A 23042-nucleotide genomic window follows, 5' to 3' on the forward strand; every position below is an offset into this window, starting at 1 on the left:
CACCCTGAACGAGGAGCGAGGCGCTGACAGATCGCAGCCCCCAAACCCCGACCGACCGCCCGCTGGACCAACTGCGTTGGCCCCTGCGTCTGACGCGCGCCGGAATGTTTGCCGAAAGCCTGACGCGCGCCTTCTGGCCCTTCTGGTCCGTGCTGTTCGTCACGCTTGCGCTGCTGATGCTGGGCCTGCACGACAGCGCCCGGGTCGAGGTGGTCTGGGCCGGCGGCGTCATAGCCGTGCTGGCCGCGCTGGGCACGCTGGTCTGGGGCATCCGCGCCTTCCGCTGGCCGGACCGCACCGCCGCGCTCGACCGGCTGGACGCGACCCTGCCGAACCGTCCCATCGCCGCGCTGCTCGACCACCAGGCCATCGGCGGCAGCGACGCCGCCTCGGTCGCCGTGTGGGAGGCGCACCGCCGCCGCATGTACGCCCGGCTGGACGACGCCCGCCCGGTGCAGCCCGACCTGCGCGTGTCGCGCCGCGATCCGTTCGCGCTGCGCTACGTGGCGCTGCTGGCCTTCCTGACCGCTTTGATGTTCGGCTCGATCTGGCGCGTCGGCTCGGTCACCGAGATGACGCCCGGCGGCGGCACGGCCCTCGCCACCGGCCCCGCCTGGGAAGGCTGGGCCGAGCCGCCCGCCTATACCCGCCTGCCGACGCTCTACCTCAACGACCAGCCGCCGGGCGTGCTGAGCCTGCCCGAGGGCAGCACCATCACCCTGCGCCTCTACGGCGAGGTCGGCGCGCTGACCGTGACCGAAACCGTCTCGGGCCGCACCGAAGAGGTCGGCTCGGTCGCAGCCCCCAGCCAGGCCTTTACCGTCGAAGGCGACGGCACGATCGAGATCGCCGGCGAGGGTGGGCGCAGCTGGTCCGTCACCGTGACGCCCGACACCGCGCCGGGCGTGATCATCTCGGGCCAGGCCGAGGTCGGGGCAGAGGGCGAAATGACCATGCCCTTCACCGCCTGGGACGATTACGGCGTGCAATCGGGCGAGGCGCGGATCACGCTCGACCTCGCGGCCGTTGACCGCCGCCATGGCCTCGCGCTGGACCCCGAGCCGGTCGAGGTGATCACCGTGCCGCTGCCCATGCCGATCAATGGCCAGCGGCAGGATTTCGAGGAAACGCTGATCGAGGATTTCTCGCTTCACCCCTGGGCCAATCTGCCGGTCAAGATCGAGCTCACGGTCGTGGACGAGGCCGGGCAGGAGGCGACCGGCGTGGCCGAGACGCAGGTGCTGCCGGGGCGGCGCTTCTTCGATCCGCTGGCCCGGGCGATTTCCGAGCAGCGGCGCGACCTGTTGTGGAATCGAGCCAACATGCCCCGCATCGCGCAGCTGATGCGCGCCATCTCGCATCGCCCGGACGAGGGGCTCTTCCGCAAGGAGGCGGCCTATCTCCAGCACCGGGTGATCCTGCGCCGGATCGAGGCGGCGGGCCCCGCGATGGACGACACCACGCGGGACGAGCTGGCCCAGGCGCTCTGGGATCTCGCCTTGCTGATCGAAGAGGGCGACCTCGAGGATGCGATGGAGCGGCTGCAGCGCGCGCAGGACCGGTTGAGCGAGGCGATGCGCAATGGCGCCAGCGACCAGGAGATCGCCGAGCTGATGCAGGAGCTGCGCGAGGCGACCGACGATTATCTGCGCCAGCTGTCGCGCCAGGCGCAGCAGGACGGCCAGCAGGGCGACCAGCCGCAGCAGCAGCAGGGCGGCGAGTCGATGCAGATGACGCAGAACGACCTGCAGCAGATGATGGACCGCATCCAGGAGCTGATGGAGCAGGGCCGCATGGCCGAGGCCCAGGAGGCGCTGGACCAGCTGCGGCAGATGATGGAAAACATGCGCGTCACCGAGGGCCAGCAGGGTCAGCAGGGCCAGAGCCCCGGCCAGCAGGCCATGGAAGGGCTGGGCGAGACGCTGCGCGAACAGCAGGGCCTCAGCGACCAGGCGTTCCGCGACCTGCAGGAGCAGTTCGGCCAGGGCCAGCAGGGCCAGTCGCAGCAGAACCAGGGCCGCAACGGCGGCATGGGCCAGGGCCAGCAGCATGATCAGCAGGGCCAGGGCGGCCAGCCCGGCCAGGGCCAGGGCGAAGGCCAGGACCAGGCGGAAAGCCAGCCGGGCCAGGGCCAGGGCGACGGCGACCTGGAACAAAGCCTTGCCGACCGCCAGCGCGACCTGCGCAACGAGCTGAACCGCCAGCGGCAGAACCTGCCCGGCGGCGGCACCGAGCAGGGCGAGGAAGCCCGCCGGTCGCTCGAGCGGGCCGAGGGCGCGATGGACGGCGCCGAGGACGCGCTGCGCGAGGGCGACATGGCCGAGGCGATCGACCGCCAGTCCGAGGCGATGGAAGCCCTGCGCGAGGGCATCCGCAACCTCGGCGAGGCGATGGCGCAGGAGCAGCGCAACCAGGGCCAGCAGGGCGATGCGCAGAACAATGCGCAGGCCGGCCAGCGCCGCGACCCGCTGGGCCGCAACCCCGGCTCGAACGGGCAGGTGGGCACCGAGGAACAGCTGCTGCAGGGCGAGGACGTCTACCGCCGCGCCCGCGACTTGCTGGACGAGATCCGCCGCCGCTCGGGCGAGAGCGACCGGCCGGACGTGGAACTGGATTACCTCAAGCGCCTGCTGGACAGGTTCTAGGCGATCGGCCCGCGCGCCGCGCCCTTGCGGGCGCAGCGGGGCTCAGCTTGTGCGTGTCGGCATGTGGTCTGCAAGGAATCGCCGCGCCTTTGCGGGCGCGGCGGGGGTCAGCCTGTGCATGTGGGCATGACGTCGGGACGGTGTCGCCGCGCCCTTGCCGGCGCGTCGGGGGTCAGCCGGATAGGCCGGCCACCAGGTCGGCCAGCCAGAGCCGCAGGTCGTTGATCGTCGCGACATAGACCGTAAGCGCCGGGGCCAGCGCGGGCACACTGTCCACGATCCTGGGCGCCAGCACGTAGAGCCCCGCGAGACCCGTGAACAGCAACACCGTCAGCGCAAAGCCACGCCGGAACCCGGTGCGCCGCTGCGCCTCGAGCTCTTCGGGCAGGGCCGGCGTGGCGCCGTCCCCCTGTCCCCCCTCGCGCCGCTCGGAGGCAGAACGCAGGGTCGAGTTGATCTCGTCTATGTCCGGCAGCAGGTCGCGGCGGGAGGTGTTCAGCCCTTCGGTCACCGTCAAAGCGGTGCTTTCCGGGCGGGGTGTCGCGGGCTCCTTGTCGGGCATGCCGCGCATGCGGGCCATGCGGACGCGGGCCTGCTCGGCGCGCCTGGCCTCTTCGTCCATCGGCTCGTCCAGGCCAAGCTCGGGCTGCGTCTCGAGCGGCGCGGCCTGGCGCCGGGCCACCTCGCGCTGCGCCTCGTCGCGCAGGATGTCGGCCACGGCGGGGTCGAGCTTGCGCCGCGTCGGCTGCGGCGCAGGGGCGGCCACGGGGGGCCGTTCCTCGATCTCTTCGGGGGTGTCGTCCGCCGCGTCCTCGGGCACCCAGTCCTCGTCCGCGACGGGGCGGCCAAGCTCGCTTTCGGCCTCGGCCTCCTGGTCGCCATGGGACTGGAACCAGGTGTGGCCGCAACTGGAACATTGCACGTCGCGACCGGTCGCCGGAATGACCTCGTCCGGGACCTCGTATTGTGCGCCGCAATTCGGGCAGATCAGTCGCATCTTGCCCCCTCTACCTCGGGTGGCCGTTCTCATCGCGGCCCGTTCCATGCCACAATAGGTTGCCGTCCTGCCGCGGAAAAGTCCAAATCGTCCACCCGGTGCGGATTGCAACCCGACCGTCGCTGCGGCACAACAGGGCACGCAGGCGAAGGGGATCCCGGGTGATCGAATTGGAGAACGTGGCCTATAGCTACGGCTATGGCGGAGGCGCCTTGCTGAGCGAGCTGTCGCTGAAACTCTCGCCCGGTTCGTTCCATTTCCTGACCGGGCCGTCGGGGGCGGGCAAGACCACCTTTCTCAAGCTGTGCTACGGCGCGCTGCGGCCCACCTCGGGCGAGGTGCAGATCTTTGGCAAGGACCTGCGCGGCATGGACCGCGACGACATCGCCATGGCGCGGCGGCGCATCGGGGTGGTGCACCAGGATTGCCAGTTTCTCGATCACCTCAGCGTGGCCGAGAACATCGCCCTGCCGCTGGCCGTCTCGGGGCAGGAGCACCTGGCCGACGGCAACCTCGACGAGTTGATGGCCTGGGTCGGGCTGACCGAGCGCGCGAATGCCCTGCCGGCCGAGCTGTCGGGCGGCGAGCGGCAGCGCGCGGCGCTGGCGCGGGCGGTCATCATGTCGCCTGACGTGGTGCTGGCCGACGAGCCCACGGGCAATGTCGACTGGGAGATGTCGCAGCGCCTGCTGACCCTGCTGGTGGAACTCAACCGCATGGGCAAGACCATCATGATCGCCACCCATGACCTGTCGCTGATCCGCGCCGCCAAGGCGCAGGTCCAGGCACGGGTGCTGCGGATTTCCAACAAGCGGCTGCAACTGGCGGGGGCGGACCTGTGAAACTGCCTGCCTTTGCCTCGCTGCTGGCCGGCGACACCAATGCCGACCGGGTCGTGCCGCCGACGGGCGTCTCGGCCCGGCTCACGCTGCTGGTGTCCGGCGCCATGGCGTTCCTTGCCGTTTTCGCGCTGGCGCTGTCGCTGGCCTCGGGCCGGCTGGCGACGCGCTGGGGGGACGAGCTGGCGAACGGCGCGACGCTGCGCATCTCGGCCCCGGCGGACCAGGTCGCGGCGCAGACCCAGGCCGCGCTGCGGGTGCTGGACACCACGCCGGGCGTCGGTGCGGCCCGGGCGCTGAGCCAGGACGAGCAGCGCGCCCTGCTCGAGCCCTGGTTCGGCCCGGACCTGCCGGTCGAGGACCTGCCGATCCCCCAGTTGATCGAGATCATCGAGAGCGATGGCAGCTTCGATCCCGCCGGCCTGCGCCTGCGCCTTGCGGCCGAGGTGCCGGGCGCCGTGCTGGACGACCATGCCCGCTGGCGGCGGCCGCTGGTGCAGGCGGCGTCGCGGCTGAAGCTGCTGGGGCTGGTGTCCATCGGCCTCATCACGCTGGCCACGGCGGCGATGATCACGCTGGCGGCCAACGCGGCCCTGTCGGCCAATGCGCAGGTGATCGCGGTGCTGCGGCTGGTCGGCGCGACCGACCGCTACATCGCCCGCGCCTTTGTCCGCCGCTTTACCCTGCGTGCCCTGACCGGCGCGGCCGTGGGCACCGCGCTGGCCATGATCGCCGTCGCGCTACTGCCGGATGCGGGCGAGACGGCGGGCTTTCTCACCGGGCTGAGCTTTGTCGGGCCGCACTGGATCTGGCCGCTGATGGTGCCGCTGCTGGCCGCCATCGTGGCCTTCGTCGCGACGCGCACCGCCGCGCTGCGCATGTTGGGAGGGCTCTCATGATCGCCGTGCAATGGGTGCTGTCGCTGATCTTCATCGTCCAGATGTACCTGGCCATGGCCGTGCTGGCCGTCTTCTACACGCCGCTGGCCATCTTCCGCCGCCAGTCGGCCTATGACGCGGTGCATGCCTATTGCCGCTGGGTCCGCTTCAGCGCGCGCTGGATCGTCGGCCTGAGGACCGAGGTGCGCGGCCCCATCCCCACGACCGAGCTGCTGATCGCCGCCAAGCACCAAAGCTTTCTCGATATCATCCTGATCGTGTCCGAGGTGCCGCGGCCCAAGTTCATCATGAAGGCCGAGCTGCGCTTTGCCCCGATCCTGGGCTGGTACGCGATGCGCATCGGCTGCGTGCCGGTCAACCGGGGCCGCCGGGCCGAAGCGATCAAGCGCATGGTGGCCGAGGTGACCCATGGCGACGCGCCCGCCGGGCAGCTGATCATCTACCCGCAGGGCACCCGCGTCGCGCCGGGCGCGCAGCTGCCCTACAAGGTCGGCACCTACGCGCTTTATGAACAGACCGGGCAGGCGGTGGTGCCGGCGGCGACCAACGTGGGCGTCTTCTGGCCGCGCCACGGCATCCTGCGCAAGCGCGGGCTGGCGGTGGTCGAGTTCCTTGACCCCATGGCGCCGGGCATGGCCCGCGACACCTTCATGAAGACCCTCGAAGAGGTGGTCGAGACCCGCTCGAACGCGCTGATGAGAGAGGCGGGCTTCGATGGGGTGCCTGGCTGACGTGTCCGGGCTCGACGCGCTTGGCGGCGCCCCCGGTGCGTGGCCGCTGCGCGAGGTGGTGACGCGGATGACGTCGCCAAACCGTCAACGGGTCGTGGCCGCGCGGGTCTGCGTGCCCGGCAGTCCCGGCGCGGAGGGCTCCGCCGGCTGGCCCGGTGGCGACGACGGCCAGGCGGTGGTCGCGGTGCACCCGGGAACGCTGGCCATGCCCGACCGGCCCGGCCGCGCGGCACGGGCGATGTGGCGGGCGCCTAACCCTGCAACCCCTTGAGCCGCTGATGCGCCCGCGACCGAGCCCGCCAGCGGCGCGGCAGACGCCACATCAGGAAGGTCAGCGCCCCGATCACCGCCAGGCCCCAGAACCCGGCGATCCGATCGCCCAGCGTCAGTGGCGGCTTGGCGGGCAGGGCGGCGGGCAACAGGCCGGTGCGCTGCGCCGCCACAAGTTCTTCGGGCGGCAGCGGCAGGTAACGCGCCGCGCGGCACTGCCCCTCGGCCAGGGCATAGCCGCTGTTGCGCCGCCACACCGGCAACATGAGCACGCGGCCCTGCAAGGCCAGTCGGCACAGCGACAGCTCGACATCCGAATGATTGGTGATGCCGGACGGGCCGACATAGGTCAGTACCTCGGACACATCCATGACCAGCGGGCGCGGCTCTGCCGCCACGGCAGGGCGCGGGGCAAGGGCCAGCGTTGCCCCCAGCGCAAACAACAGGGCGCGGAACGGGTACGGACGGGGTGTCATTCTATGGCCGTTGTCGCATCGCGATGCGGCAAGATCATGGCAACGGCGGCGGATTCCGCGCCGTCAGAGCGCAATTTCGGTCACCCGGACCAGCGGCGCGATGCGGGCCACGTCCTCGGCCCGGCATAGCTCGGTCGCGGGGGTTTGCACGGCGGCCGAGGCGGCGGCGACGCCCATGCGCAGGGCCTCGGCGGGGTTGTCGCCCCGGGCCGTGGCAAGGGTGAAGCCGCCGACAAAGCTGTCGCCCGCGCCGACCGTGCTGACAATGGTGTTGTAGGGCGCGACGCCGTGCAGCGGCCGGGGCAACTCGCGCCCGGCCATGACCGACCCGTCCTTGCCGAAGGCCAGGATCACGGTCTCGGCCACGCCACGGCCCACCATGGCCTGCGCGGCGGCGGCGAGCTTTTCGGCGCTGTCGAGGGTTTCCCCGGTCAGTTCGCCTGCCTCGGCATGATCCATCCGCAAGACCCAGGGCGCCGCACCGGCTCGCGGCGCGCGGCCCAGTGTCATCAGCGGCGCGCCCGAGGTGTCGACGATCAACCGCGCCGATCCAAGCGGCGCGACCATGCGCTGTGGCAGGTCATCCGGCAGGCCGGCCGGCTGGCTGCCGCTCAGCACCACCAGCGCGTCTTGGGGACAATCGGCGGCGATGCGCGCAATCAGCGTCTCGGGATCAGTGCCCGACCAGTCCGGGCCCGGCAGGACAAAGCGGTACTGCCCGCCGGTGTCGCTGTCGGTGACGGCGAGGCTCAGCCGGGTTTCGCCCGGCGCGGGCAGGGGGATCAGGTCGATCCCCTCGGCCGCCAGCAGCCCAGCCACGGCCTCGCCATTGGGCCCGCCAAGCGCGGCCAGCGCGCGCGACGTGCCCCCCATGTGGGCGATGGCGCGGCTGACGTTCAGCCCGCCGCCGCCCGGGTCGCGGGTCGGCGGGGTGCAGCGCAGCTTGGGGCCGGGCCGGATACCGGGCGCCGCGCTGGCCAGGTCCAGCGCCGGGTTCAGGGTGATGGTCAGGATCGGCCGCATGGCTCAGACCCTCTTGCGTGCGCGCAGGGCGGCCGTGATCGTGCCATCGTCGAGATAGTCGAGCTCGCCCCCGATCGGTACGCCCTGCGCCAGTGACGAGACGGTGACCCGCCCCTCGAGCTGGTCGGCGATGTAATGCGCGGTGGTCTGGCCGTCGACGGTGGCGTTCAGCGCCAGGATCACTTCCGAGATCGCCTCGCTGCTGACCCGGTCCACGAGGCGCGGGATCGACAGGTCTTCGGGGCCGATGGAATCGAGCGCCGAGAGCGTGCCCCCCAGCACGTGGTAGCGCCCCTTGAAGACGCCCGAACGCTCCATCGCCCAGAGGTCGGCCACGTCCTCGACCACGCAAAGCTCGCCATTGGCGCGGCGCGCGTCGTTGCAGATGTCGCAGGTGTCTGCGGTGCCCACGTTGCCGCAGTTGAGGCATTCGCGGGCAGTCTGCGCCACCTCGGTCATCACGTCCGCGAGCGGGGTGAGCAGCAGCGCCCGCTTGCGGATCAGGTGCAGCACCGCGCGCCGGGCCGAGCGCGGGCCAAGGCCCGGAAGCCGGGCCATGAGGTCGATCAGGGCCTCGATGGACTGGGTGCTGCTCATGGCCGTGCCTTGTTCCCGTTTCGTCCACTTTTGCGCGGGCGCTGCGGATTGGCAATGCCCGTTGCGGCGCTCAGAACGGCAGCTTGAAATCCGCCGGCAGGCCAAGCCCTTCGGTGATCTTCGACATCTCGGCCTGGGCCCGTTCGGTCGCCTTGGTCTGGGCGTCCTTGATCGCGGCGAGGATCAGGTCCTCGGCGACTTCCTTTTCCGACGGGTTGAAGATCGACGGGTCGATGTTCAGCCCCTTGAGCTCGCCCTTGGCCGAGCAGGTGGCGGTCACGAGGCCCGCGCCCGAGCGCCCCTCGACCATGATGGTATGCAGGTCTTCCTGCAGCTGCTCCATCTTCTGCTTCATCTCGCCGGCGGCCTTCATCATCTTGGCCATGTCGCCCATGTTGCCCAGACCCTTGAACATCGCGTCTCTCCTTCGCATCCGCTGTTTCTGGCTAGATAGGGGGGAGGGGGCAGGGGACACAAGGGCCGCGGGCGGAAATGCACGCAGATCGCCCGCGCCGCACGGCAGGAACCGCAAGATCCGATGGGCCGGGAGGCGTCCTGGTGTTCTTCCCTCTGCTTCTACCCGCGGTCCGCGCCCGTGGCCGTCGTCGGAGTGAGGGGCCAGCCCCTCACACTCCCCGGAGTTTAGGGGCAAGATGAATGAAGGATCGGATCCCCTGCTTCATCTTGCCAATAAACTCCCGCCGGAGGCTCCCGAAGGTGCCGCGCGCGCGAGGGTCAGTCTTCCTCGAACGGGTCCCACTCGTCCTCGACCTCGGGCAGGGCCTCGGCCTGGGCTTCGGCCATGAGGTCCTGGGCCGAGCGGATATTGGCGATCTTGGCGCCGGGGAAGGCGGCGAAGACGGCCTGGACCATGGGATGGGCGCGGGCCTCCTCCTCGATCGCGCGTTTCGCGGCGTCGCGCACTTCGGCGATGGTTTCGGCCGTGGCGCCGTTGACCACGATCACCGCCCAGCGGTTGCCGGTGAAACGCTGCAACGTGGCGCCGAGGCGCTGCGCGAGGTCGGGGGCGGCATCGTCCGTTGGGGTGAACTCGATCCGGCCGGGCTGGTAGGCGGCGAGGCGGACGCAGCCTTCGACCTCGACCAGCAGCTTGACGTCGCGGTTCTGGCGGATCAGCTCGATCACATGGTCGAAGCTGGGATAGCGGGCCAGTGCCGCGTCGAGTTGAGTGGCCGGCTGCGCGCCGCCGGAGCGCATGGTGGGCGCATGGACCGGGGTGCCCGGGCCGGGGCCCGAGAGCGCGCCTCGGGCGGTCGTGCTGCCGCCGGGGCTTGCCTGACCACCGCCGCCGCCGCCGCCCGGGCCGGGGGCCGGGGGCGCGCTGTGTTGCAGCTTGCGCACCAGCTCTTCGGGGCTCGGGAGTTCGGCGACGTGGGTGAGGCGAATGACCGCCATCTCTGCCGCCATCATGGCGTTCGGGGCCTGGGAGACCTCGTCGAGCGCCTTGAGCAGCATCTGCCACATGCGGGTCAGCGCCCGCATCGGCAGCGCCTCGGCCATGGTCAGGCCGCGGGTGCGCTCGTCCGGGCCGACGGTGGGGTCCTCGGCCGCCTCGGGGGTGATCTTGACCACGGAGATCCAATGCGTCACCTCGGCCATGTCGCGCAGCACGGCCAGCGGGTCGGCGCCGTCGGCATATTGCGCCGAGAGCTCACCCAGGGCGCCGGCGGCGTCACCGCGCATCACCAGATCGAAGAGGTCGAGCACGCGACCGCGATCCGCCAGCCCCAGCATGGCGCGGACCTGGTCGGCGCCCGTCTCGCCCGCGCCGTGGCTGATCGACTGGTCGAGCAGCGAGGTCGCGTCGCGGGCCGAGCCTTCGGCCGCGCGGGTGATGAGGGCGAGCGCCTCGTCGGTGATCTCCGCCCCTTCGGCGGTGGCGATGCGGCGCAGCATGGCGATCATCACCTCGGGCTCGATCCGGCGCAGGTCGAACCGCTGGCAGCGCGACAGCACCGTGACCGGGACCTTGCGGATCTCGGTCGTGGCGAAGATGAACTTGACGTGCGCGGGCGGTTCCTCGAGCGTCTTGAGCAGTGCGTTGAAGGCGCTGTTCGAGAGCATGTGCACCTCGTCGATGATGTAGATCTTGTAGCGCGCGGAGGCCGCCCGGTAATGCACGCTGTCGATGATCTCGCGGATGTCGTTGACCGAGGTGTTCGAGGCCGCGTCCATCTCGATCACGTCGACATGGCGGCCCTCCATGATGGCACGGCAATGCTCGCACTTGCCGCAGGGGTCGGTGGTCGGGCCGCCGCCGCCCTCGGGGCCGATGCAGTTCATGCCCTTGGCGATGATCCGAGCGGTCGTGGTTTTCCCGGTGCCCCGAATGCCCGTCATGATGAAGGCCTGCGCGATCCGGTCGGCGGCAAAGGCATTGCGGAGCGTGCGCACCATGGCATCCTGGCCGACGAGATCGGCAAAGGTCTCGGGACGGTATTTCCGGGCCAGGACCTGGTAGGCGGGCTGCGCGGGATCGGACATCTGGGCAGGGGTTCCTTGGATTCGGACGGGCGTGCCCCGAACCTAGGGGGTTGGCGGGGGCAGGACAATGGCCGGGGCTTGCCGCGGGCCGTGGCGCGGCCTACCGTCGGGCGCATGTGTGGACGTTTCGCCGTGACCCTGCCGCCTGACGCCATGGCGCGCCTCTTCGAGGCGGTGCCGGGGAACGACCTGCCGGATGTGCCGAATTACAACGTCTGCCCGACCACGCAGGTGCACGTGGTTTTTGGCGATGAAGGGCGGCGGCTGGGCGGGATGCGCTGGGGATTCATTCCGCATTGGTACAAGGCGCCGAACGATGGCCCGCTGCTGATCAATGCCCGGGCCGAGACGATTGCCGACAAGCCCGCCTTTCGCGCCGCCTGTCGCAGCCGGCGCTGCCTGATCCCGTCGGACGGGTTCTATGAATGGACCCGCACCAAGGAGGAGAAGCTGCCCTGGTTCATCCGGCGCGCCGACGGCGAGCCGCTGGTCATGGCCGGGATCTGGCAGGACTGGGAGCGGGACGGTGAGACCCTGCGAACCTGCGCCATCGTCACGACCGAGGCGACCGGGCCGATGGCCGAGATCCACCACCGCGTGCCGGTGATCCTCGATCCCGCGGCCTGGGCGCTGTGGCTGGGCGAGGAGGGCAAGGGCGCGGCCACGCTGATGCAGCCGCCGGGGGACGAGGTGCTGGCCTTTCACCGGGTGGACAAGGCGGTCAATTCCAACCGCGCCAGCGGGCCGGAGCTGATCGAGCCGATCGAGGTCTGAAGGCAGGGCGCCTCACGCCCTTGCGGCCTGCTTCGCCGGCGCTCATGGCCCGGGGGCGGGCGGCACATCGGGGCGCGGGGACGCGGGCGGCAGGTCGCGGGCCATCGCGCGGGCGCAGCGGCGCAGCTCGGCCCGCAGCTTGTCGCGCGCCAGCGGCTTGGCCAGGAACCCGTTCATCCCCGCCTCGCGGCAACGCGCCACGTCATCGTCGAAGGCGCTGGCGGTAAAGCCGATGATCCAGGTCTCGCCCAGGGTGCCACCCATGCCGCGGATGCGGCGGGTCGCCTCGAGCCCGTCCATGCCAGGCATGTGGACATCCATCAGAACCGCGTCGAAGAATTCCATCTGCATCCGGTCGAGCGCGTCCTCGGCATCTTCGGACACCGCCGGAAAATGCCCCATCCGGGACAGGATCGCGCTGGCGATCTTGCGGTTGACCTTGTTGTCATCGACAACGAGCACGCGCAGCCCCTCCGGGTCGGTCTCGTTCGGGATCTCGGCGGGCCTGGCCGGCAGCGCCTCCGGATCGCTGGGCGGCATCGGCAGCTCGAAGACGAAGGTGCTGCCGATGCCGAGATCGCTTTCGACCCAGATCGCGCCCTCCATCGCCTCGACCAGGGCCTTGCAGATCGGCAGGCCCAGCCCTGTGCCCTGGAATTCGCGGTTCGAGCGGTTGTCGACCTGTTCGAACCGCTGGAAGACCTTGGGGCGGTCGTCTTCCGAGATGCCGATGCCGGTGTCGCGCACGGAAAAGCGCAGCATGGGCTTGGGGCTGGCGGGTTCGACGGTGACGTGGATGCCGCCGGAATTGGTGAATTTCAGCGCGTTGCCGACGAGGTTCAGCAGGACCTGGCGCAGCCGGTCCTCGTCGCCCGTCACCCGCGGAATGACCGAAGGGTCGATCTGCACGGTCAGGGTCAGCCCGCGCTGGTCGGCGGTCACCGCGAACATGGCGTGCAGCGAGCCGAGCGTGCGCGACAGGTCGAACGGCCGGGGCCGGATCGCCAGCTTGCCCTCGTCGAGCTTGGCGATGTCGAGGATGTCGTCGATGACCGAGCGCAGCGCATGGCCGCTGTCGACGATGGTGTTGACCAGCTCGCGCTGCGGCTCTTCCAGGTCGGTTTCAAGCAGCAACTGGGCGATCGGGATGATGCCGTTCAGCGGTGTGCGGATCTCGTGGCTCATTGTGGCCAGGAACCGCGACTTGACCTCGGCATTGTGGCGCGCCTCGTCACGGGCGGCGATCAGACGTTCCTCGTTCAGGTGGATGCGTTCGCGCATCCGGGCAAAGCCGTAGGTCAGCGTGCCGATCTCGTCCCGGGTCATGCGCGGCAGCTCGGCCTCGTAATCGCCGCGCGACAGGCGGCGCGCCGCGCTTGACAGCAGCATGATCGGCCGCACCACCACGCGGTCGATGCCGACCAGCGTGAAGGCGACGCCGACGACGCAGGCCAGCGTCATGAAGCCGAAGATGGTGCGGAACTGGCGCATCGCGGCATGGTAGGTCGGGGCGTAGTCACTGGTGATCTCGATCGTGGCGATCCGGCGGCCGTCGAACATGATGTCGCGCGAAATCGGCACCATGTGATCGCCGGTGGCAGCGGGCACCGCGGACAGCGGGTAAAGCTGCCGCCCGTCCGGCGCATTCAGCACCACGCGCGTCCAGCGCCGGTTGCCGGTCTGCAGGCTGCGCAGGCTGGAATAGACCGCGCTGAAATGCGACTGCAGGATCAGCGGGGTCAGCGCCTCGGAGAGGATGTCGAGCTCGCTCTCCAGCTTCTGCCGCTCGGTCCGTTCGATGCTGCTGCGCAGCTCGGACACCCAGGCGCCCGCGACCAGCAGCACCGCCAGCACGGCGACGGTTGCGAACCGCAGCATGAAGCGTTCGCGCAGGGTGCCGCTGAGGGCAAAGCGGCGCTTGCCGGACCGCAGGCTGGTCATCGTCGCTCTCCTGCCCTCACTCGACCGCGAACTCCTCGAGGCCAAGCTCGGCGATGGGGGCGTAGTCTGACGCCTCGGCCGGCACGGGCTGCTGGATCGGCACACCGGCCAGCAGGGCGCGGCCCTCCTCGGTCGATCCCAGAGCGATCAGGGCATCGCGCACCTTTGCCGCCATCGTCTCGGGCACGCGGGGGTGCACGGCAAAGGGATGCGGCGCCACGCGCGGCGTCTCGAAGATGATCTGCAGCCGGTTGCGCAGTTCCGCCGGCTGGCTGTCGAAGGTGCTTTTCACCCCGCCGGCCGCGGCGGTTTCACCAAGGGCCACGTTCAGGTAGGCGGAATCGTGGGTCTGGACATAGCGTTCCTCGAAGCTCAGCCCGTACTGGCGCGCAAGCACGGCGCGCATCAGCAACGAGGCCCCGAGCGCATTGGGCGCCGGAAAGGCGATGATGGCCCCTTCGAGCGAGTCCAGCGTGTCGAAACGGCTGTCCCGCGCCGTCACCAGCACGCCGTATAGTGCGCGGTTGCCGTCGCGCACCAGTGGCCGGTAGTCGCTGGTGCCAATGGTCTGCACCAGGTGATAGGGGTTCATGAAGGCGAAATCGTAATCCCCGTTCCGCAATTCGCGTTCGAAATGCGGGATTGTCGGCGCGCCCCTGAGGACAAACTCATGCCCCGTCGCCTCGGACAGGTAGCGGGTAATGGGCAGCCAGGTGTCGGCGATGCGCCGCGCGTCGAACTGCGGCACCACCCCGATGGTATAGTGGTCCGCCCGTGCCGGGCCAAGCAGGACCAGCACGCCGACCAGCGCCAGCCAGGCGGCCCGAAAACGTGAACGCGACATGACCCGACCTCCGGCGGTGATTGCGGCTGCGGTTCTCAGGCGATATCGGACAGGTGTTAAGAACTCGACAAAGGAGGCCGGGGCGATGGCGCGGACCGGGCTGGTAATCTTCGATTGCGACGGGGTCGTGATCGACAGCGAGGCGATCAGCGCGCGCATGCTGGTGGCCGAACTGGCCGGCCACGGGGTCGAGATCGACATGGCCTACGTGGCGCGGCATTTCCTGGGGCGCAGCTACAAGGTGGTGCTGGACCAGGTCCGACGTGCGTTCGGCGTGGTCCTGCCCGAGGGGTTCGAGGCCGAGTACCGCGCCCGGCTGATCGGGGCCTTTCGACGTGATCTCAAGGTCATGCCGGGCGTAGCTGACGTATTGCACGAACTTTCCGTGCCCTATTGCCTGGCCACCAGCTCCTCGCCCGAGCGGGTGCGTCAATCGCTTGACCTGGTGGGGCTGGCAGGCGCCTTTGCCGGGCGGGTCAACACCGCCTCCGAGGTGGCGAACGGCAAGCCGGCGCCCGATCTGTTCCTGCTGGCGGCCGAGCGGATGGGCGTGCCACCGGCCGAGTGCCTGGTGATCGAGGACAGCCGCGCGGGGATCGAGGCGGGGCTTGCCGCGGGCATGCAAGTCTGGCGATTCACCGGCGGAACGCATCTTGCCGGGCTCGACCTCGGGGCCGAACCGGGGCCGCAGCCGCACGCGACGTTTGCAAGCTTTGCGGATTTCTTCCACATTGCCCCGCATCTTTCACGAAAGGAGACAGGCCCATGAACCGCGTGGCAGCCGACGACACCGGCGCCGGACGGCGCGATCTCGCGGCGCGGGCGGCCTGGCTGTACTACGTCGCCGGGATGACCCAGGACCAGGTCGCGCGCGAGCTGGGCATTTCGCGCCAGCGGGCGCAACGGCTGGTGGCGCTGGCCGTGTCCGAGAACCTGATCCGGGTGCGCATCGACCACCCGATCGCCGAATGTCTCGAACTGGAACGCGACCTGCGCGGCCATTACGCGCTTGACTGGGTGCGCGTCGCCCCGGCGCTGGCGGCGGGGGACGAGGCGCTGACCGCGCTCGCCCCCTTTGCCGCGCCCTCGATCGAAAGCGTCTTTGCCGACGGTGCGCCGCGGCTCGTGGCGCTGGGCACCGGGCGGACGCTGCGCGCGGTGATCGAGCAGATGCAGACCATGGACGGCAAGCACCACAAGGTGGTGTCGCTGATCGGCAACGTCTCGCCCGACGGCTCGGCCTCGTTCTACGAGGTCATCATGCGCGTTGCCGACAAGACCGGCGCGGCGCATTACCCGATGTCGGCCCCGGTGATGGCCCGCAGCCTTGAAGAGCTGGCGACCTTCCGCGACCTTCCGCACGTGAAAAGCACCATGGCACTGGCGCGTTCGGCCGACCTGACCATCGTCGGGATCGGCCAGATGGATGACAGCGCGCCGCTGCTCAAGGACGGGTTCATCACCGCCGAGCAACTGGCCAGCCTGCGTGCGGCCGGGGCGGTGGGCGAGATCTGCAGCCATATCTTCGACGCCGAGGGGCGGTATCTCGACCACCCGGTGAACGACCTGATGGTGGGCCAGCGGCTGATGTCGGGCAGCGCCCGGCGGCTCTGCATCGGCGGCGGGCGCGAGAAGCAGGCCGCCCTGAGGGCGGCGCTGAAGGGCCGCCTGATCACCGATCTCATCACCGACGAAAACACCGCCCGGGCCCTGCTGGCCGGTTGACCACATCCTGATCCCGACGCGCCTGACCGCCCGTGGCCCCGCCGGCCGCGGGCGGTTTCGTCGTGTAACTCCTTAAAAACAGCCCGTCCTGCCTGAAAACAAGTCACTCGGAAAATCTTGGTTGACACGAATCAAGCCTTGAGTGAGTAATTGTGCACGTGATGGGCATATGCTCAGTTTGACACTCGAACTGGCCTGGCCCGGAAAAGAACACGATTGGGAGGACAATCATGAACACGCACGTTCGCGCCCTGATGGGTGCGTGCGCCCTGGGCGCATTGGCAACCGCAAGCATGGGCGAGACCCTGACCATCGCCACCGTCAACAACGGTGACATGATCCGCATGCAGGGCCTGACCGACGATTTCTCGGAAAAGACCGGCCACGAGGTCGAGTGGGTGACGCTCGAGGAAAACGTGCTGCGCCAGCGCGTCACCACCGACATCTCGACCAAGGGCGGTGCCTTCGACATCATGACCATCGGCATGTACGAGACCCCGATCTGGGGTGCGAACGGCTGGCTGGTCCCGCTGGACGATCTCAGCGAAGAATACGACGTGGGCGACATCCTGCCCGCAATGGCCGGCGGCCTGAGCCATGACGGCACGCTTTACGCGGCGCCGTTCTACGGCGAAAGCTCGATGATCATGTACCGCACCGACCTGATGGAAAAGGCGGGCCTCGAGATGCCCGACGCCCCGACTTGGGACTTCATCCGCGAAGCGGCCGCGGCGATGACCGACCGCGACGCCGACATCAACGGCATCTGCCTGCGCGGCAAGGCCGGCTGGGGTGAGGGCGGCGCCTTCATCACCGCGATGTCCAACTCGTTCGGCGCACGCTGGTTCGACATGGACTGGAACGCCCAGTTCGACACCCAGCCCTGGAAGGACACGCTGGAATTCTTCGTCGGCATGATGAACGAATCCGGCCCGGCGGGCTATGCCACGAACGGCTTCAACGAGAACCTGTCGCTGTTCCAGCAGGGCAAGTGCGGCATGTGGATCGACGCCACCGTGGCCGCGTCCTTCGTGACCAACCCGAACGAATCCGAAGTCGCCGACAGCGTGGGCTTTGCCCTGGCGCCCGACAACGGCCTTGGCAAGCGGTCGAACTGGCTTTGGGCCTGGGCCCTGGCGATCCCCGCCGGCACCCAGAAGGAAGCCGCGGCCAAGGAATTCATCGAATGGGCCACCTCGAAGGACTACATTGCGCTGGTTGCCGAGAACGAAGGCTGGGCCAACGTCCCCCCGGGCGCGCGCACCTCGCTCTACGAGAACCCGAACTACATGGAAGTGCCCTTCGCCAAGATGACGCTGGACTCGATCCTCACGGCTGACCCGAACAACTCGACGGTCGAGCCGTCGCCCTATGTCGGCGTGCAGTTCGCGGCCATCCCCGAGTTCGCGGGCATCGCCACCGAGGTGAGCCAGGAGTTCTCGGCCGTCTATGCCGGTCAGCAGACCGTGGATGAAGCCCTCGCCAAGGCGCAGGACATCACCAACGAGGCGATGGAAGCCGCAGGCTACCGCTAAGGTCTCCTCCCGGTGCCGGGGGGTGGCAGCCGATCGCTGCCCCCCGGCCGTTCCATTCGTTTGTTCCTTTATTCGACCCCGATCGCCGCCCGAAGGGCGGTGCCCGACCCGCTGTCCATGGGAGGATGACGTCATGGCGACACAGCAGTCGCGGTCAGCAGCCAGGTTGATGATGGCCCCCGCGGTCATCCTCCTCCTGGGATGGATGCTGGTGCCGCTCACGATGACGCTTTACTTTTCGTTCAAGACCTACCTGCCGCTGCGCGGCGGGGACCTGGGATGGGCGGGGTTCGAGAATTACACCCGCTTCGTCAGCTCCAGCTCATTCTGGCCGGCGGTGCAGACCACGCTGGTGATCGTGGTCGGTGTGCTGATCATCACCGTCTGCCTCGGCATCCTGCTGGCGATCCTGCTGGACCAGCCGATGTGGGGGCAGGGGATCGTGCGCATCCTGGTGATCGCGCCCTTCTTCGTCATGCCCACGGTGTCGGCGCTGGTCTGGAAGAACATGTTCATGGACCCGACCAACGGCCTGCTGGCGCATCTGTGGCGCTTTTTCGGGGCCGAGCCGGTGCAATGGCTGAGCCAGGCGTCGATGCCGTCGCTCATCATGATCGTCAGCTGGCAATGGCTGCCCTTCGCCACGCTGATCCTGCTGACCGCGATCCAGTCGCTGGACAGCGAGCAGCTGGAAGCGGCCGAGATGGACGGCGCGCCGGTCATCAAGCGGTTCTGGTACATCATCCTGCCGCACCTCGGCCGGGCGATCACCATCGTGATCCTGATCCAGACGATCTTCCTGCTGGCCATCTTCGCCGAGATCTTCGTGACCACCGGCGGCGCCTTCGGCACCCGCACCCTGTCGTATCTGATCTTCCAGCGCGTGCTGGAAAGCCAGAACGTGGGCCTCGGCAGCGCCGGCGGTGTCTACGCCATCATCCTTGCCAATATCGTTGCCGCATTCCTGATGCGCATCGTCGGCAAGAACCTCGACGCGTGAGGAGGACCTGACCATGGCACGATCCGTCACGAACCAACGCAAGACGATCAACACCATCGCGGCCTGGGCCGTGGGCCTGTTGATCTTCTTCCCGATCCTCTGGACCATCCTCACAAGCTTCAAGACCGAAGGGCAGGCCATCGCCGATCCGCCCGTCTGGTTCTTCTTCGACTGGACGCTCGAGAACTACGCGGTCGTTCAGGAACGCTCGGACTACATGCGGTACCTGTGGAACTCGATCATCATCGCGGGCGGGTCCACCGTTCTGGGCGTGATCATCGCGATCCCCGCCGCCTGGTCCATGGCCTTTGTCCCATCCAAGCGGACCAAGGACATCCTGCTGTGGATGCTCTCGACCAAGATGCTGCCGGCGGTGGGGGTGCTTTACCCGATCTACCTGCTGTTCATCAAGCTGGGGCTGCTGGACAGCCGGTTCGGCCTGGTGATCGTGCTGATGCTGATCAACCTGCCGATCATCGTCTGGATGCTGTACACCTACTTCCGCGAAATCCCGGGCGAGATCCTGGAAGCCGCGCGGATGGACGGTGCCACGCTGAAGGAAGAGATCCTCTACGTGCTGACGCCGATGGCGGTGCCGGGCATTGCCTCGACCCTGCTCTTGAACGTCATCCTGGCCTGGAACGAGGCGTTCTGGACGCTGAACCTGACCGCGGCCAACGCGGCTCCGCTCACGGCCTTCATCGCCAGCTATTCCTCGCCCGAGGGGCTGTTCTACGCGAAACTCTCGGCGGCGTCCGTCATGGCCATCGCCCCGATCCTCATCCTTGGCTGGTTCAGCCAGAAGCAACTCGTCCGCGGCCTGACCTTCGGCGCCGTGAAGTAACGCCCGCGCGTCGCGACCGGGCTGAAGGTTAAAGGGAGAAAAGAACTATGGGACGTATCCATCTCAAGCAGGTCACAAAGGCCTTCGGGGACGTGCAGGTGATCCCGCCCCTCGATCTCGAGATCAACGATGGCGAATTCGTGGTCTTCGTCGGCCCGTCGGGCTGCGGCAAGTCCACGCTCCTGCGCCTGATCGCCGGGCTCGAGGACGTGAGCTCGGGCCATATCGAGATCGACGGCAAGGACGCGACAATGGTGCCGCCCGCGAAACGCGGCCTCGCTATGGTGTTCCAGAGCTACGCGCTTTACCCGCACATGTCGGTGAAGAAGAACATCGCTTTCCCGATGCGGATGGCCGGCGTGCCGCAGGACGAACAGGAGCGGCGGATCGCCAATGCCGCCGCCGCGCTGAACCTGACGGATTATCTGGAACGCCGGCCGGGCCAGCTGTCGGGCGGCCAGCGCCAGCGGGTCGCCATCGGCCGCGCCATCGTGCGCGAACCGGCGGCCTTCCTCTTTGACGAACCGCTGTCGAACCTCGACGCGGCGCTGCGGGTGGGCATGCGGCTGGAAATCTCCGAGCTGCACAACCGCCTTGCGACGACGATGATCTACGTGACCCACGACCAGGTCGAAGCCATGACCATGGCCGACAAGATCGTGGTGCTGCAGGCCGGGCTTATCGAACAGGTCGGCGCGCCGCTCGAGCTCTATTCGCGCCCGCGCAACAAGTTCGTGGCCGGCTTCATCGGCAGCCCCAAGATGAACTTCATCGAAGGGCCCACCGCGGCCGAGCACAACGCCCATACCATCGGCGTCCGGCCCGAGCATATCGCCGTCTCGACGGAAAGCGGCACCTGGCGCGGCCGGGTGGGCGTGGCCGAGCACCTTGGCTCCGACACCTTCATCCATGTCCATGATACCGGGCTGGCCGAGACCATGACCATCCGCGCCGATGGCGAGGTCGGGCTGCGCCACGGCGACACGGTCTACATGACGCCGGACCTTTCCAAGCTGCACAAGTTCGACGCCAAGGGGCTGCGGATCGAATGACACGGCTGGCTGGAAAACGCGCGCTGATCACCGGCGCCGCCCGCGGCATCGGGCGGGCCATTGCCGAAGCCTACATGGCCGAGGGGGCAGAGGTCGCGATTGCCGACATCAACCTGGCCGCCGCCCGGGACACGGCGGCGGCGCTGGGGGCGGGCTGCCACGCGGTCGAGATGAACGTGACCGACCAGTCCAGCATCGACGCGGGCGTGGCGGCGGCCGTCTCGGCCATGGGCGGACTCGATATCCTTGTGAACAACGCCGCATTGTTCACTGCCGCGCCCATCACCGAGATCACGCGCGAGGATTTCGACCGGCTCTTCGCCGTCAACGTCTCGGGCACGCTGTTCACCATGCAGGCGGTTGCCAGGCAGATGATCGCGCAGGGGCAGGGGGGCAAGATCATCAACATGGCCAGCCAGGCGGGGCGGCGCGGGGAAGCCCTTGTCGCCGTCTACTGCGCCACCAAGGCCGCCGTGATCAGCCTGACCCAATCGGCCGGGCTGAACCTGATCGCCCACGGGATCAACGTCAACGCCATCGCCCCCGGCGTGGTGGATGGCGAACACTGGGACGGCGTCGATGCCTTCTTTGCCAAGTACGAGAACAAGCCGCTGGGCCAGAAGAAGGCCGAGGTCGGCGCCGCCGTCCCCTTCGGCCGGATGGGCACGGCCGCGGACCTCACCGGCATGGCGATCTTTCTTGCCACGCCCGAGGCCGATTACATCGTCGCCCAGACGTACAACGTCGACGGCGGCAACTGGATGAGCTGAGGAGACACAGATGACCTCGCACCTTTCCACTGCCACGCTGGACGCGCTGCCGGATGCGGTGGCGCGGCCGGGCTATGACCGGTCCGCGCTGACGCCCGGCATCCTGCACGTGGGCCTTGGCAACTTTCACCGGGCCCACCAGGCGGTCTATCTCGACGACCTCTTTGCCTTGGGCGAAGATCATGACTGGGCGCTGGTCGGCGCCGGGGTCCGCGCGCCGGATGCGAAGATGCGCGATGCGCTCAAGGCGCAGGATTGCCTGTCGACGGTGATCGAGATGTCGGCGGCGGGCGAGGCGCCCCGCATCATCGGCGCCATGATCGACTTTGTCGAGGTGGCCGAGGGCAACGGCCCGCTGATCGCCGCGATGACCGACCCGGCCATCCGCATCGTGTCGCTGACCGTGACCGAGGGCGGCTATTTCGTCAGCGCCGAAACCGGCACCTTCGACCCCAATCACCCCGACATCCGCGCCGATGCCACGCGGCCCGACGCGCCCGCGACGGTCTTCGGCGCCATCGTCGCCGCCCTGCGCGCCCGCCGCGCGGCCGGGGTGGACCCGTTCACCGTCATGTCCTGCGATAACCTGCCGGGCAATGGCGATGTGACCCGCGACGCGGTCGTCGGTTTCGCCCAGCTCGTGGACCTCGAGCTGGCGGACTGGATCGAGGGGCAGGTGGCCTTTCCCAACGCCATGGTCGACCGCATCACCCCCGCCACCGGCGACCGCGAGCGCGCGATTGCCGCCAAGCACGGGATCGACGACCCGGTCCCCGTGACCTGCGAGCCCTTCCGCCAATGGGTGGTCGAGGACAAGTTCCCCACCGGGCGCCCGGCGCTGGAAAAGGTCGGCGTGACCTTCACCGACGACGTGCACACCTACGAGCGGATGAAGATCCGCATCCTCAACGGCGGTCACGCGATCATCGCCTACCCGGCGGCGCTCATGGGGATCGAGTTCGTGCACGAGGCGATGGCCGATCCGCTGGTCTCGGGCTTTCTGCGCAAGGTCGAAGAGACCGAGGTGCTGCCGCATGTCCACCCGGTGCCGGAATTCACCCCCGCCGCCTATCTCGAGCTGATCGTCGAGCGGTTCTCGAACCCGGCCGTGCTGGACACCACGCGGCGGCTTTGCCTCGACGGGTCGAACCGGCAACCCAAGTTCATCGTGCCCGCGGTGGCGGATGCGCTGGCGAGCGGCGCGTCCATCGAAGGGCTGGCGCTGGAAAGCGCGCTCTGGTGCCGGTACTGCGCCGGCACGCTGGACGACGGGACCGAGATCGCGCCGAACGATCCCAGCTGGGACAAGCTGGTGCCGCGCGCACTGGCCGCCAGGGACGATCCGTCAACCTGGCTGGCGCAGGCCGACATCTACGGCGCGACCGGCAAGGATGCGGGCTTTGCCGAGGCCTTCGGCCGCTGGCTGACCATGCTCTGGCAGGACGGCACCGCCGCGACGCTGCGCGCCTACCTCGCCTGACCCAACCCGCCCGCCCAGCAAGAAGGGCGGGCCGACCGGCAGGACAGGCCCTGCCGCCCCCTTGGCGCCCCGGCCGTGACTGTTCGGGGCGCCTT

Annotated in this window: 22 protein-coding genes; 14 read left to right on the forward strand and 8 right to left on the reverse strand. The window is 68.9% G+C overall.

The window, feature by feature from the left end; translation table 11 throughout:
- The first annotated feature begins 23 nt into the window (after positions 1-23).
- The gene (locus tag MF270_RS01955; protein ID WP_336245981.1) at positions 24-2645 is read left to right on the forward strand and encodes a TIGR02302 family protein; all 2622 of its coding nucleotides are present in this window, start codon (positions 24-26) and stop codon (positions 2643-2645) included.
- Positions 2646-2817: 172 nt separating this feature from the next.
- Here the strand turns inward: MF270_RS01955 and MF270_RS01960 are convergent, their stop codons facing one another.
- Positions 2818-3642 carry a zinc-ribbon domain-containing protein gene (locus tag MF270_RS01960; RefSeq protein WP_238364166.1) on the reverse strand — a complete coding sequence of 275 codons (825 nt, stop codon included), beginning with the start codon at positions 3640-3642 and terminating at the stop codon, positions 2818-2820.
- A gap of 161 nt (positions 3643-3803) precedes the next feature.
- On the opposite strand from MF270_RS01960, the gene MF270_RS01965 reads away from it, so the two are divergent.
- Genes MF270_RS01965 through MF270_RS01980 form a run of 4 tightly spaced genes read left to right on the forward strand, consistent with a single transcriptional unit; the run spans position 3804 to position 6382 of the window.
- Positions 3804-4484, forward strand: a complete 681-nt coding sequence (locus MF270_RS01965) for a cell division ATP-binding protein FtsE (RefSeq protein ID WP_238364167.1) — start codon at positions 3804-3806, stop codon at positions 4482-4484.
- Positions 4481-5380, forward strand: coding sequence for a cell division protein FtsX (locus MF270_RS01970; RefSeq protein ID WP_418887852.1), 900 nt, complete (start codon positions 4481-4483; stop codon positions 5378-5380). Before MF270_RS01965 ends, MF270_RS01970 begins: the two co-directional genes overlap by 4 nt.
- The gene (locus MF270_RS01975) at positions 5377-6111 is read left to right on the forward strand and encodes a lysophospholipid acyltransferase family protein (protein ID WP_238364168.1); all 735 of its coding nucleotides are present in this window, start codon (positions 5377-5379) and stop codon (positions 6109-6111) included. The genes MF270_RS01970 and MF270_RS01975 overlap by 4 nt, the downstream gene beginning before the upstream one ends.
- A complete protein-coding gene (locus MF270_RS01980) occupies positions 6095-6382 on the forward strand; it encodes a PNPOx family protein (RefSeq protein ID WP_238364169.1) in 288 nt (95 codons plus the stop codon). Before MF270_RS01975 ends, MF270_RS01980 begins: the two co-directional genes overlap by 17 nt.
- On the opposite strand, the gene MF270_RS01985 is transcribed toward MF270_RS01980, so the two are convergent.
- The 5 genes from MF270_RS01985 to MF270_RS02005 all read right to left on the reverse strand — a co-directional run bounded on the left by MF270_RS01985 (position 6363) and on the right by MF270_RS02005 (position 10982).
- Entirely contained in the window at positions 6363-6857 is a 495-nt protein-coding gene (locus tag MF270_RS01985; RefSeq protein ID WP_238364170.1) for a hypothetical protein, read from the reverse strand. The two genes, MF270_RS01980 and MF270_RS01985, sit on opposite strands and share 20 nt — an antisense overlap.
- Before the next feature lie 63 nt (positions 6858-6920).
- A complete protein-coding gene (locus tag MF270_RS01990; protein WP_238364171.1) occupies positions 6921-7880 on the reverse strand; it encodes a 1-phosphofructokinase family hexose kinase in 960 nt (319 codons plus the stop codon).
- Between the two features lie 3 nt (positions 7881-7883).
- Complete coding sequence (recR, locus tag MF270_RS01995) at positions 7884-8477, reverse strand: recombination mediator RecR (protein ID WP_238364172.1); 594 nt, start codon at positions 8475-8477, stop codon at positions 7884-7886.
- 70 nt (positions 8478-8547) lie between these two features.
- Complete coding sequence (locus MF270_RS02000) at positions 8548-8892, reverse strand: YbaB/EbfC family nucleoid-associated protein (protein ID WP_238364173.1); 345 nt, start codon at positions 8890-8892, stop codon at positions 8548-8550.
- A 320-nt stretch (positions 8893-9212) separates the two neighbouring features.
- Entirely contained in the window at positions 9213-10982 is a 1770-nt protein-coding gene (locus tag MF270_RS02005; RefSeq protein ID WP_238364174.1) for a DNA polymerase III subunit gamma/tau, read from the reverse strand.
- Positions 10983-11096: 114 nt separating this feature from the next.
- Between MF270_RS02005 and MF270_RS02010 the strand changes: the two genes are divergently transcribed.
- Positions 11097-11756, forward strand: a complete 660-nt coding sequence (locus MF270_RS02010; RefSeq protein ID WP_238364175.1) for an SOS response-associated peptidase — start codon at positions 11097-11099, stop codon at positions 11754-11756.
- 42 nt (positions 11757-11798) lie between these two features.
- Here the strand turns inward: MF270_RS02010 and MF270_RS02015 are convergent, their stop codons facing one another.
- Both MF270_RS02015 and MF270_RS02020 read right to left on the reverse strand, forming a co-directional pair.
- Positions 11799-13697, reverse strand: a complete 1899-nt coding sequence (locus MF270_RS02015; RefSeq protein ID WP_238364176.1) for an ATP-binding protein — start codon at positions 13695-13697, stop codon at positions 11799-11801.
- 16 nt (positions 13698-13713) lie between these two features.
- Positions 13714-14541 carry a phosphate/phosphite/phosphonate ABC transporter substrate-binding protein gene (locus tag MF270_RS02020; RefSeq protein WP_238364177.1) on the reverse strand — a complete coding sequence of 276 codons (828 nt, stop codon included), beginning with the start codon at positions 14539-14541 and terminating at the stop codon, positions 13714-13716.
- Between the two features lie 85 nt (positions 14542-14626).
- Between MF270_RS02020 and MF270_RS02025 the strand changes: the two genes are divergently transcribed.
- The 8 genes from MF270_RS02025 to MF270_RS02060 all read left to right on the forward strand — a co-directional run bounded on the left by MF270_RS02025 (position 14627) and on the right by MF270_RS02060 (position 22947).
- The gene (locus MF270_RS02025; RefSeq protein WP_238364178.1) at positions 14627-15310 is read left to right on the forward strand and encodes an HAD family hydrolase; all 684 of its coding nucleotides are present in this window, start codon (positions 14627-14629) and stop codon (positions 15308-15310) included.
- Positions 15307-16266, forward strand: coding sequence for a sugar-binding transcriptional regulator (locus MF270_RS02030; protein WP_238364179.1), 960 nt, complete (start codon positions 15307-15309; stop codon positions 16264-16266). Before MF270_RS02025 ends, MF270_RS02030 begins: the two co-directional genes overlap by 4 nt.
- A gap of 293 nt (positions 16267-16559) precedes the next feature.
- Positions 16560-17801 (forward strand): ABC transporter substrate-binding protein, encoded by a 1242-nt coding sequence (locus MF270_RS02035; protein ID WP_238364180.1) that lies wholly within the window; start codon positions 16560-16562, stop codon positions 17799-17801.
- 133 nt (positions 17802-17934) lie between these two features.
- Positions 17935-18801 carry a carbohydrate ABC transporter permease gene (locus MF270_RS02040; RefSeq protein WP_238364181.1) on the forward strand — a complete coding sequence of 289 codons (867 nt, stop codon included), beginning with the start codon at positions 17935-17937 and terminating at the stop codon, positions 18799-18801.
- Positions 18802-18814: 13 nt separating this feature from the next.
- The gene (locus MF270_RS02045) at positions 18815-19645 is read left to right on the forward strand and encodes a carbohydrate ABC transporter permease (RefSeq protein ID WP_238364182.1); all 831 of its coding nucleotides are present in this window, start codon (positions 18815-18817) and stop codon (positions 19643-19645) included.
- Positions 19646-19692: 47 nt separating this feature from the next.
- Positions 19693-20697: an ABC transporter ATP-binding protein gene (locus tag MF270_RS02050; RefSeq protein WP_238364183.1), complete on the forward strand. Its 1005-nt coding sequence runs from the start codon at positions 19693-19695 to the stop codon at positions 20695-20697.
- The gene (locus MF270_RS02055) at positions 20694-21467 is read left to right on the forward strand and encodes an L-iditol 2-dehydrogenase (protein ID WP_238364184.1); all 774 of its coding nucleotides are present in this window, start codon (positions 20694-20696) and stop codon (positions 21465-21467) included. The genes MF270_RS02050 and MF270_RS02055 overlap by 4 nt, the downstream gene beginning before the upstream one ends.
- A gap of 46 nt (positions 21468-21513) precedes the next feature.
- Positions 21514-22947, forward strand: coding sequence for a mannitol dehydrogenase family protein (locus MF270_RS02060; RefSeq protein ID WP_238364331.1), 1434 nt, complete (start codon positions 21514-21516; stop codon positions 22945-22947).
- Positions 22948-23042 lie beyond the last annotated feature (95 nt).

The sequence above is a fragment of the Mesobacterium pallidum genome, from assembly GCF_019966535.1.
GTDB lineage: Bacteria > Pseudomonadota > Alphaproteobacteria > Rhodobacterales > Rhodobacteraceae > Mesobacterium > Mesobacterium pallidum.

What these genes read in the sequence shown, in the direction of transcription:
- MF270_RS01960 (WP_238364166.1), bottom strand. Translation starts at nt 3,642, where the DNA reads ATGCGACTGATCTGCCCGAATTGCGGCGCACAATACGAGGTCCCGGAC.
- MF270_RS01975 (WP_238364168.1), top strand. Translation starts at nt 5,377, where the DNA reads ATGATCGCCGTGCAATGGGTGCTGTCGCTGATCTTCATCGTCCAGATG.
- MF270_RS01980 (WP_238364169.1), top strand. Translation starts at nt 6,095, where the DNA reads ATGGGGTGCCTGGCTGACGTGTCCGGGCTCGACGCGCTTGGCGGCGCC.
- MF270_RS01985 (WP_238364170.1), bottom strand. Translation starts at nt 6,857, where the DNA reads ATGACACCCCGTCCGTACCCGTTCCGCGCCCTGTTGTTTGCGCTGGGG.
- MF270_RS01990 (WP_238364171.1), bottom strand. Translation starts at nt 7,880, where the DNA reads ATGCGGCCGATCCTGACCATCACCCTGAACCCGGCGCTGGACCTGGCC.
- recR (WP_238364172.1), bottom strand. Translation starts at nt 8,477, where the DNA reads ATGAGCAGCACCCAGTCCATCGAGGCCCTGATCGACCTCATGGCCCGG.
- MF270_RS02000 (WP_238364173.1), bottom strand. Translation starts at nt 8,892, where the DNA reads ATGTTCAAGGGTCTGGGCAACATGGGCGACATGGCCAAGATGATGAAG.
- MF270_RS02005 (WP_238364174.1), bottom strand. Translation starts at nt 10,982, where the DNA reads ATGTCCGATCCCGCGCAGCCCGCCTACCAGGTCCTGGCCCGGAAATAC.
- MF270_RS02010 (WP_238364175.1), top strand. Translation starts at nt 11,097, where the DNA reads ATGTGTGGACGTTTCGCCGTGACCCTGCCGCCTGACGCCATGGCGCGC.
- MF270_RS02015 (WP_238364176.1), bottom strand. Translation starts at nt 13,697, where the DNA reads ATGACCAGCCTGCGGTCCGGCAAGCGCCGCTTTGCCCTCAGCGGCACC.
- MF270_RS02020 (WP_238364177.1), bottom strand. Translation starts at nt 14,541, where the DNA reads ATGTCGCGTTCACGTTTTCGGGCCGCCTGGCTGGCGCTGGTCGGCGTG.
- MF270_RS02025 (WP_238364178.1), top strand. Translation starts at nt 14,627, where the DNA reads ATGGCGCGGACCGGGCTGGTAATCTTCGATTGCGACGGGGTCGTGATC.
- MF270_RS02030 (WP_238364179.1), top strand. Translation starts at nt 15,307, where the DNA reads ATGAACCGCGTGGCAGCCGACGACACCGGCGCCGGACGGCGCGATCTC.
- MF270_RS02035 (WP_238364180.1), top strand. Translation starts at nt 16,560, where the DNA reads ATGGGCGAGACCCTGACCATCGCCACCGTCAACAACGGTGACATGATC.
- MF270_RS02040 (WP_238364181.1), top strand. Translation starts at nt 17,935, where the DNA reads ATGGCGACACAGCAGTCGCGGTCAGCAGCCAGGTTGATGATGGCCCCC.
- MF270_RS02045 (WP_238364182.1), top strand. Translation starts at nt 18,815, where the DNA reads ATGGCACGATCCGTCACGAACCAACGCAAGACGATCAACACCATCGCG.
- MF270_RS02050 (WP_238364183.1), top strand. Translation starts at nt 19,693, where the DNA reads ATGGGACGTATCCATCTCAAGCAGGTCACAAAGGCCTTCGGGGACGTG.
- MF270_RS02055 (WP_238364184.1), top strand. Translation starts at nt 20,694, where the DNA reads ATGACACGGCTGGCTGGAAAACGCGCGCTGATCACCGGCGCCGCCCGC.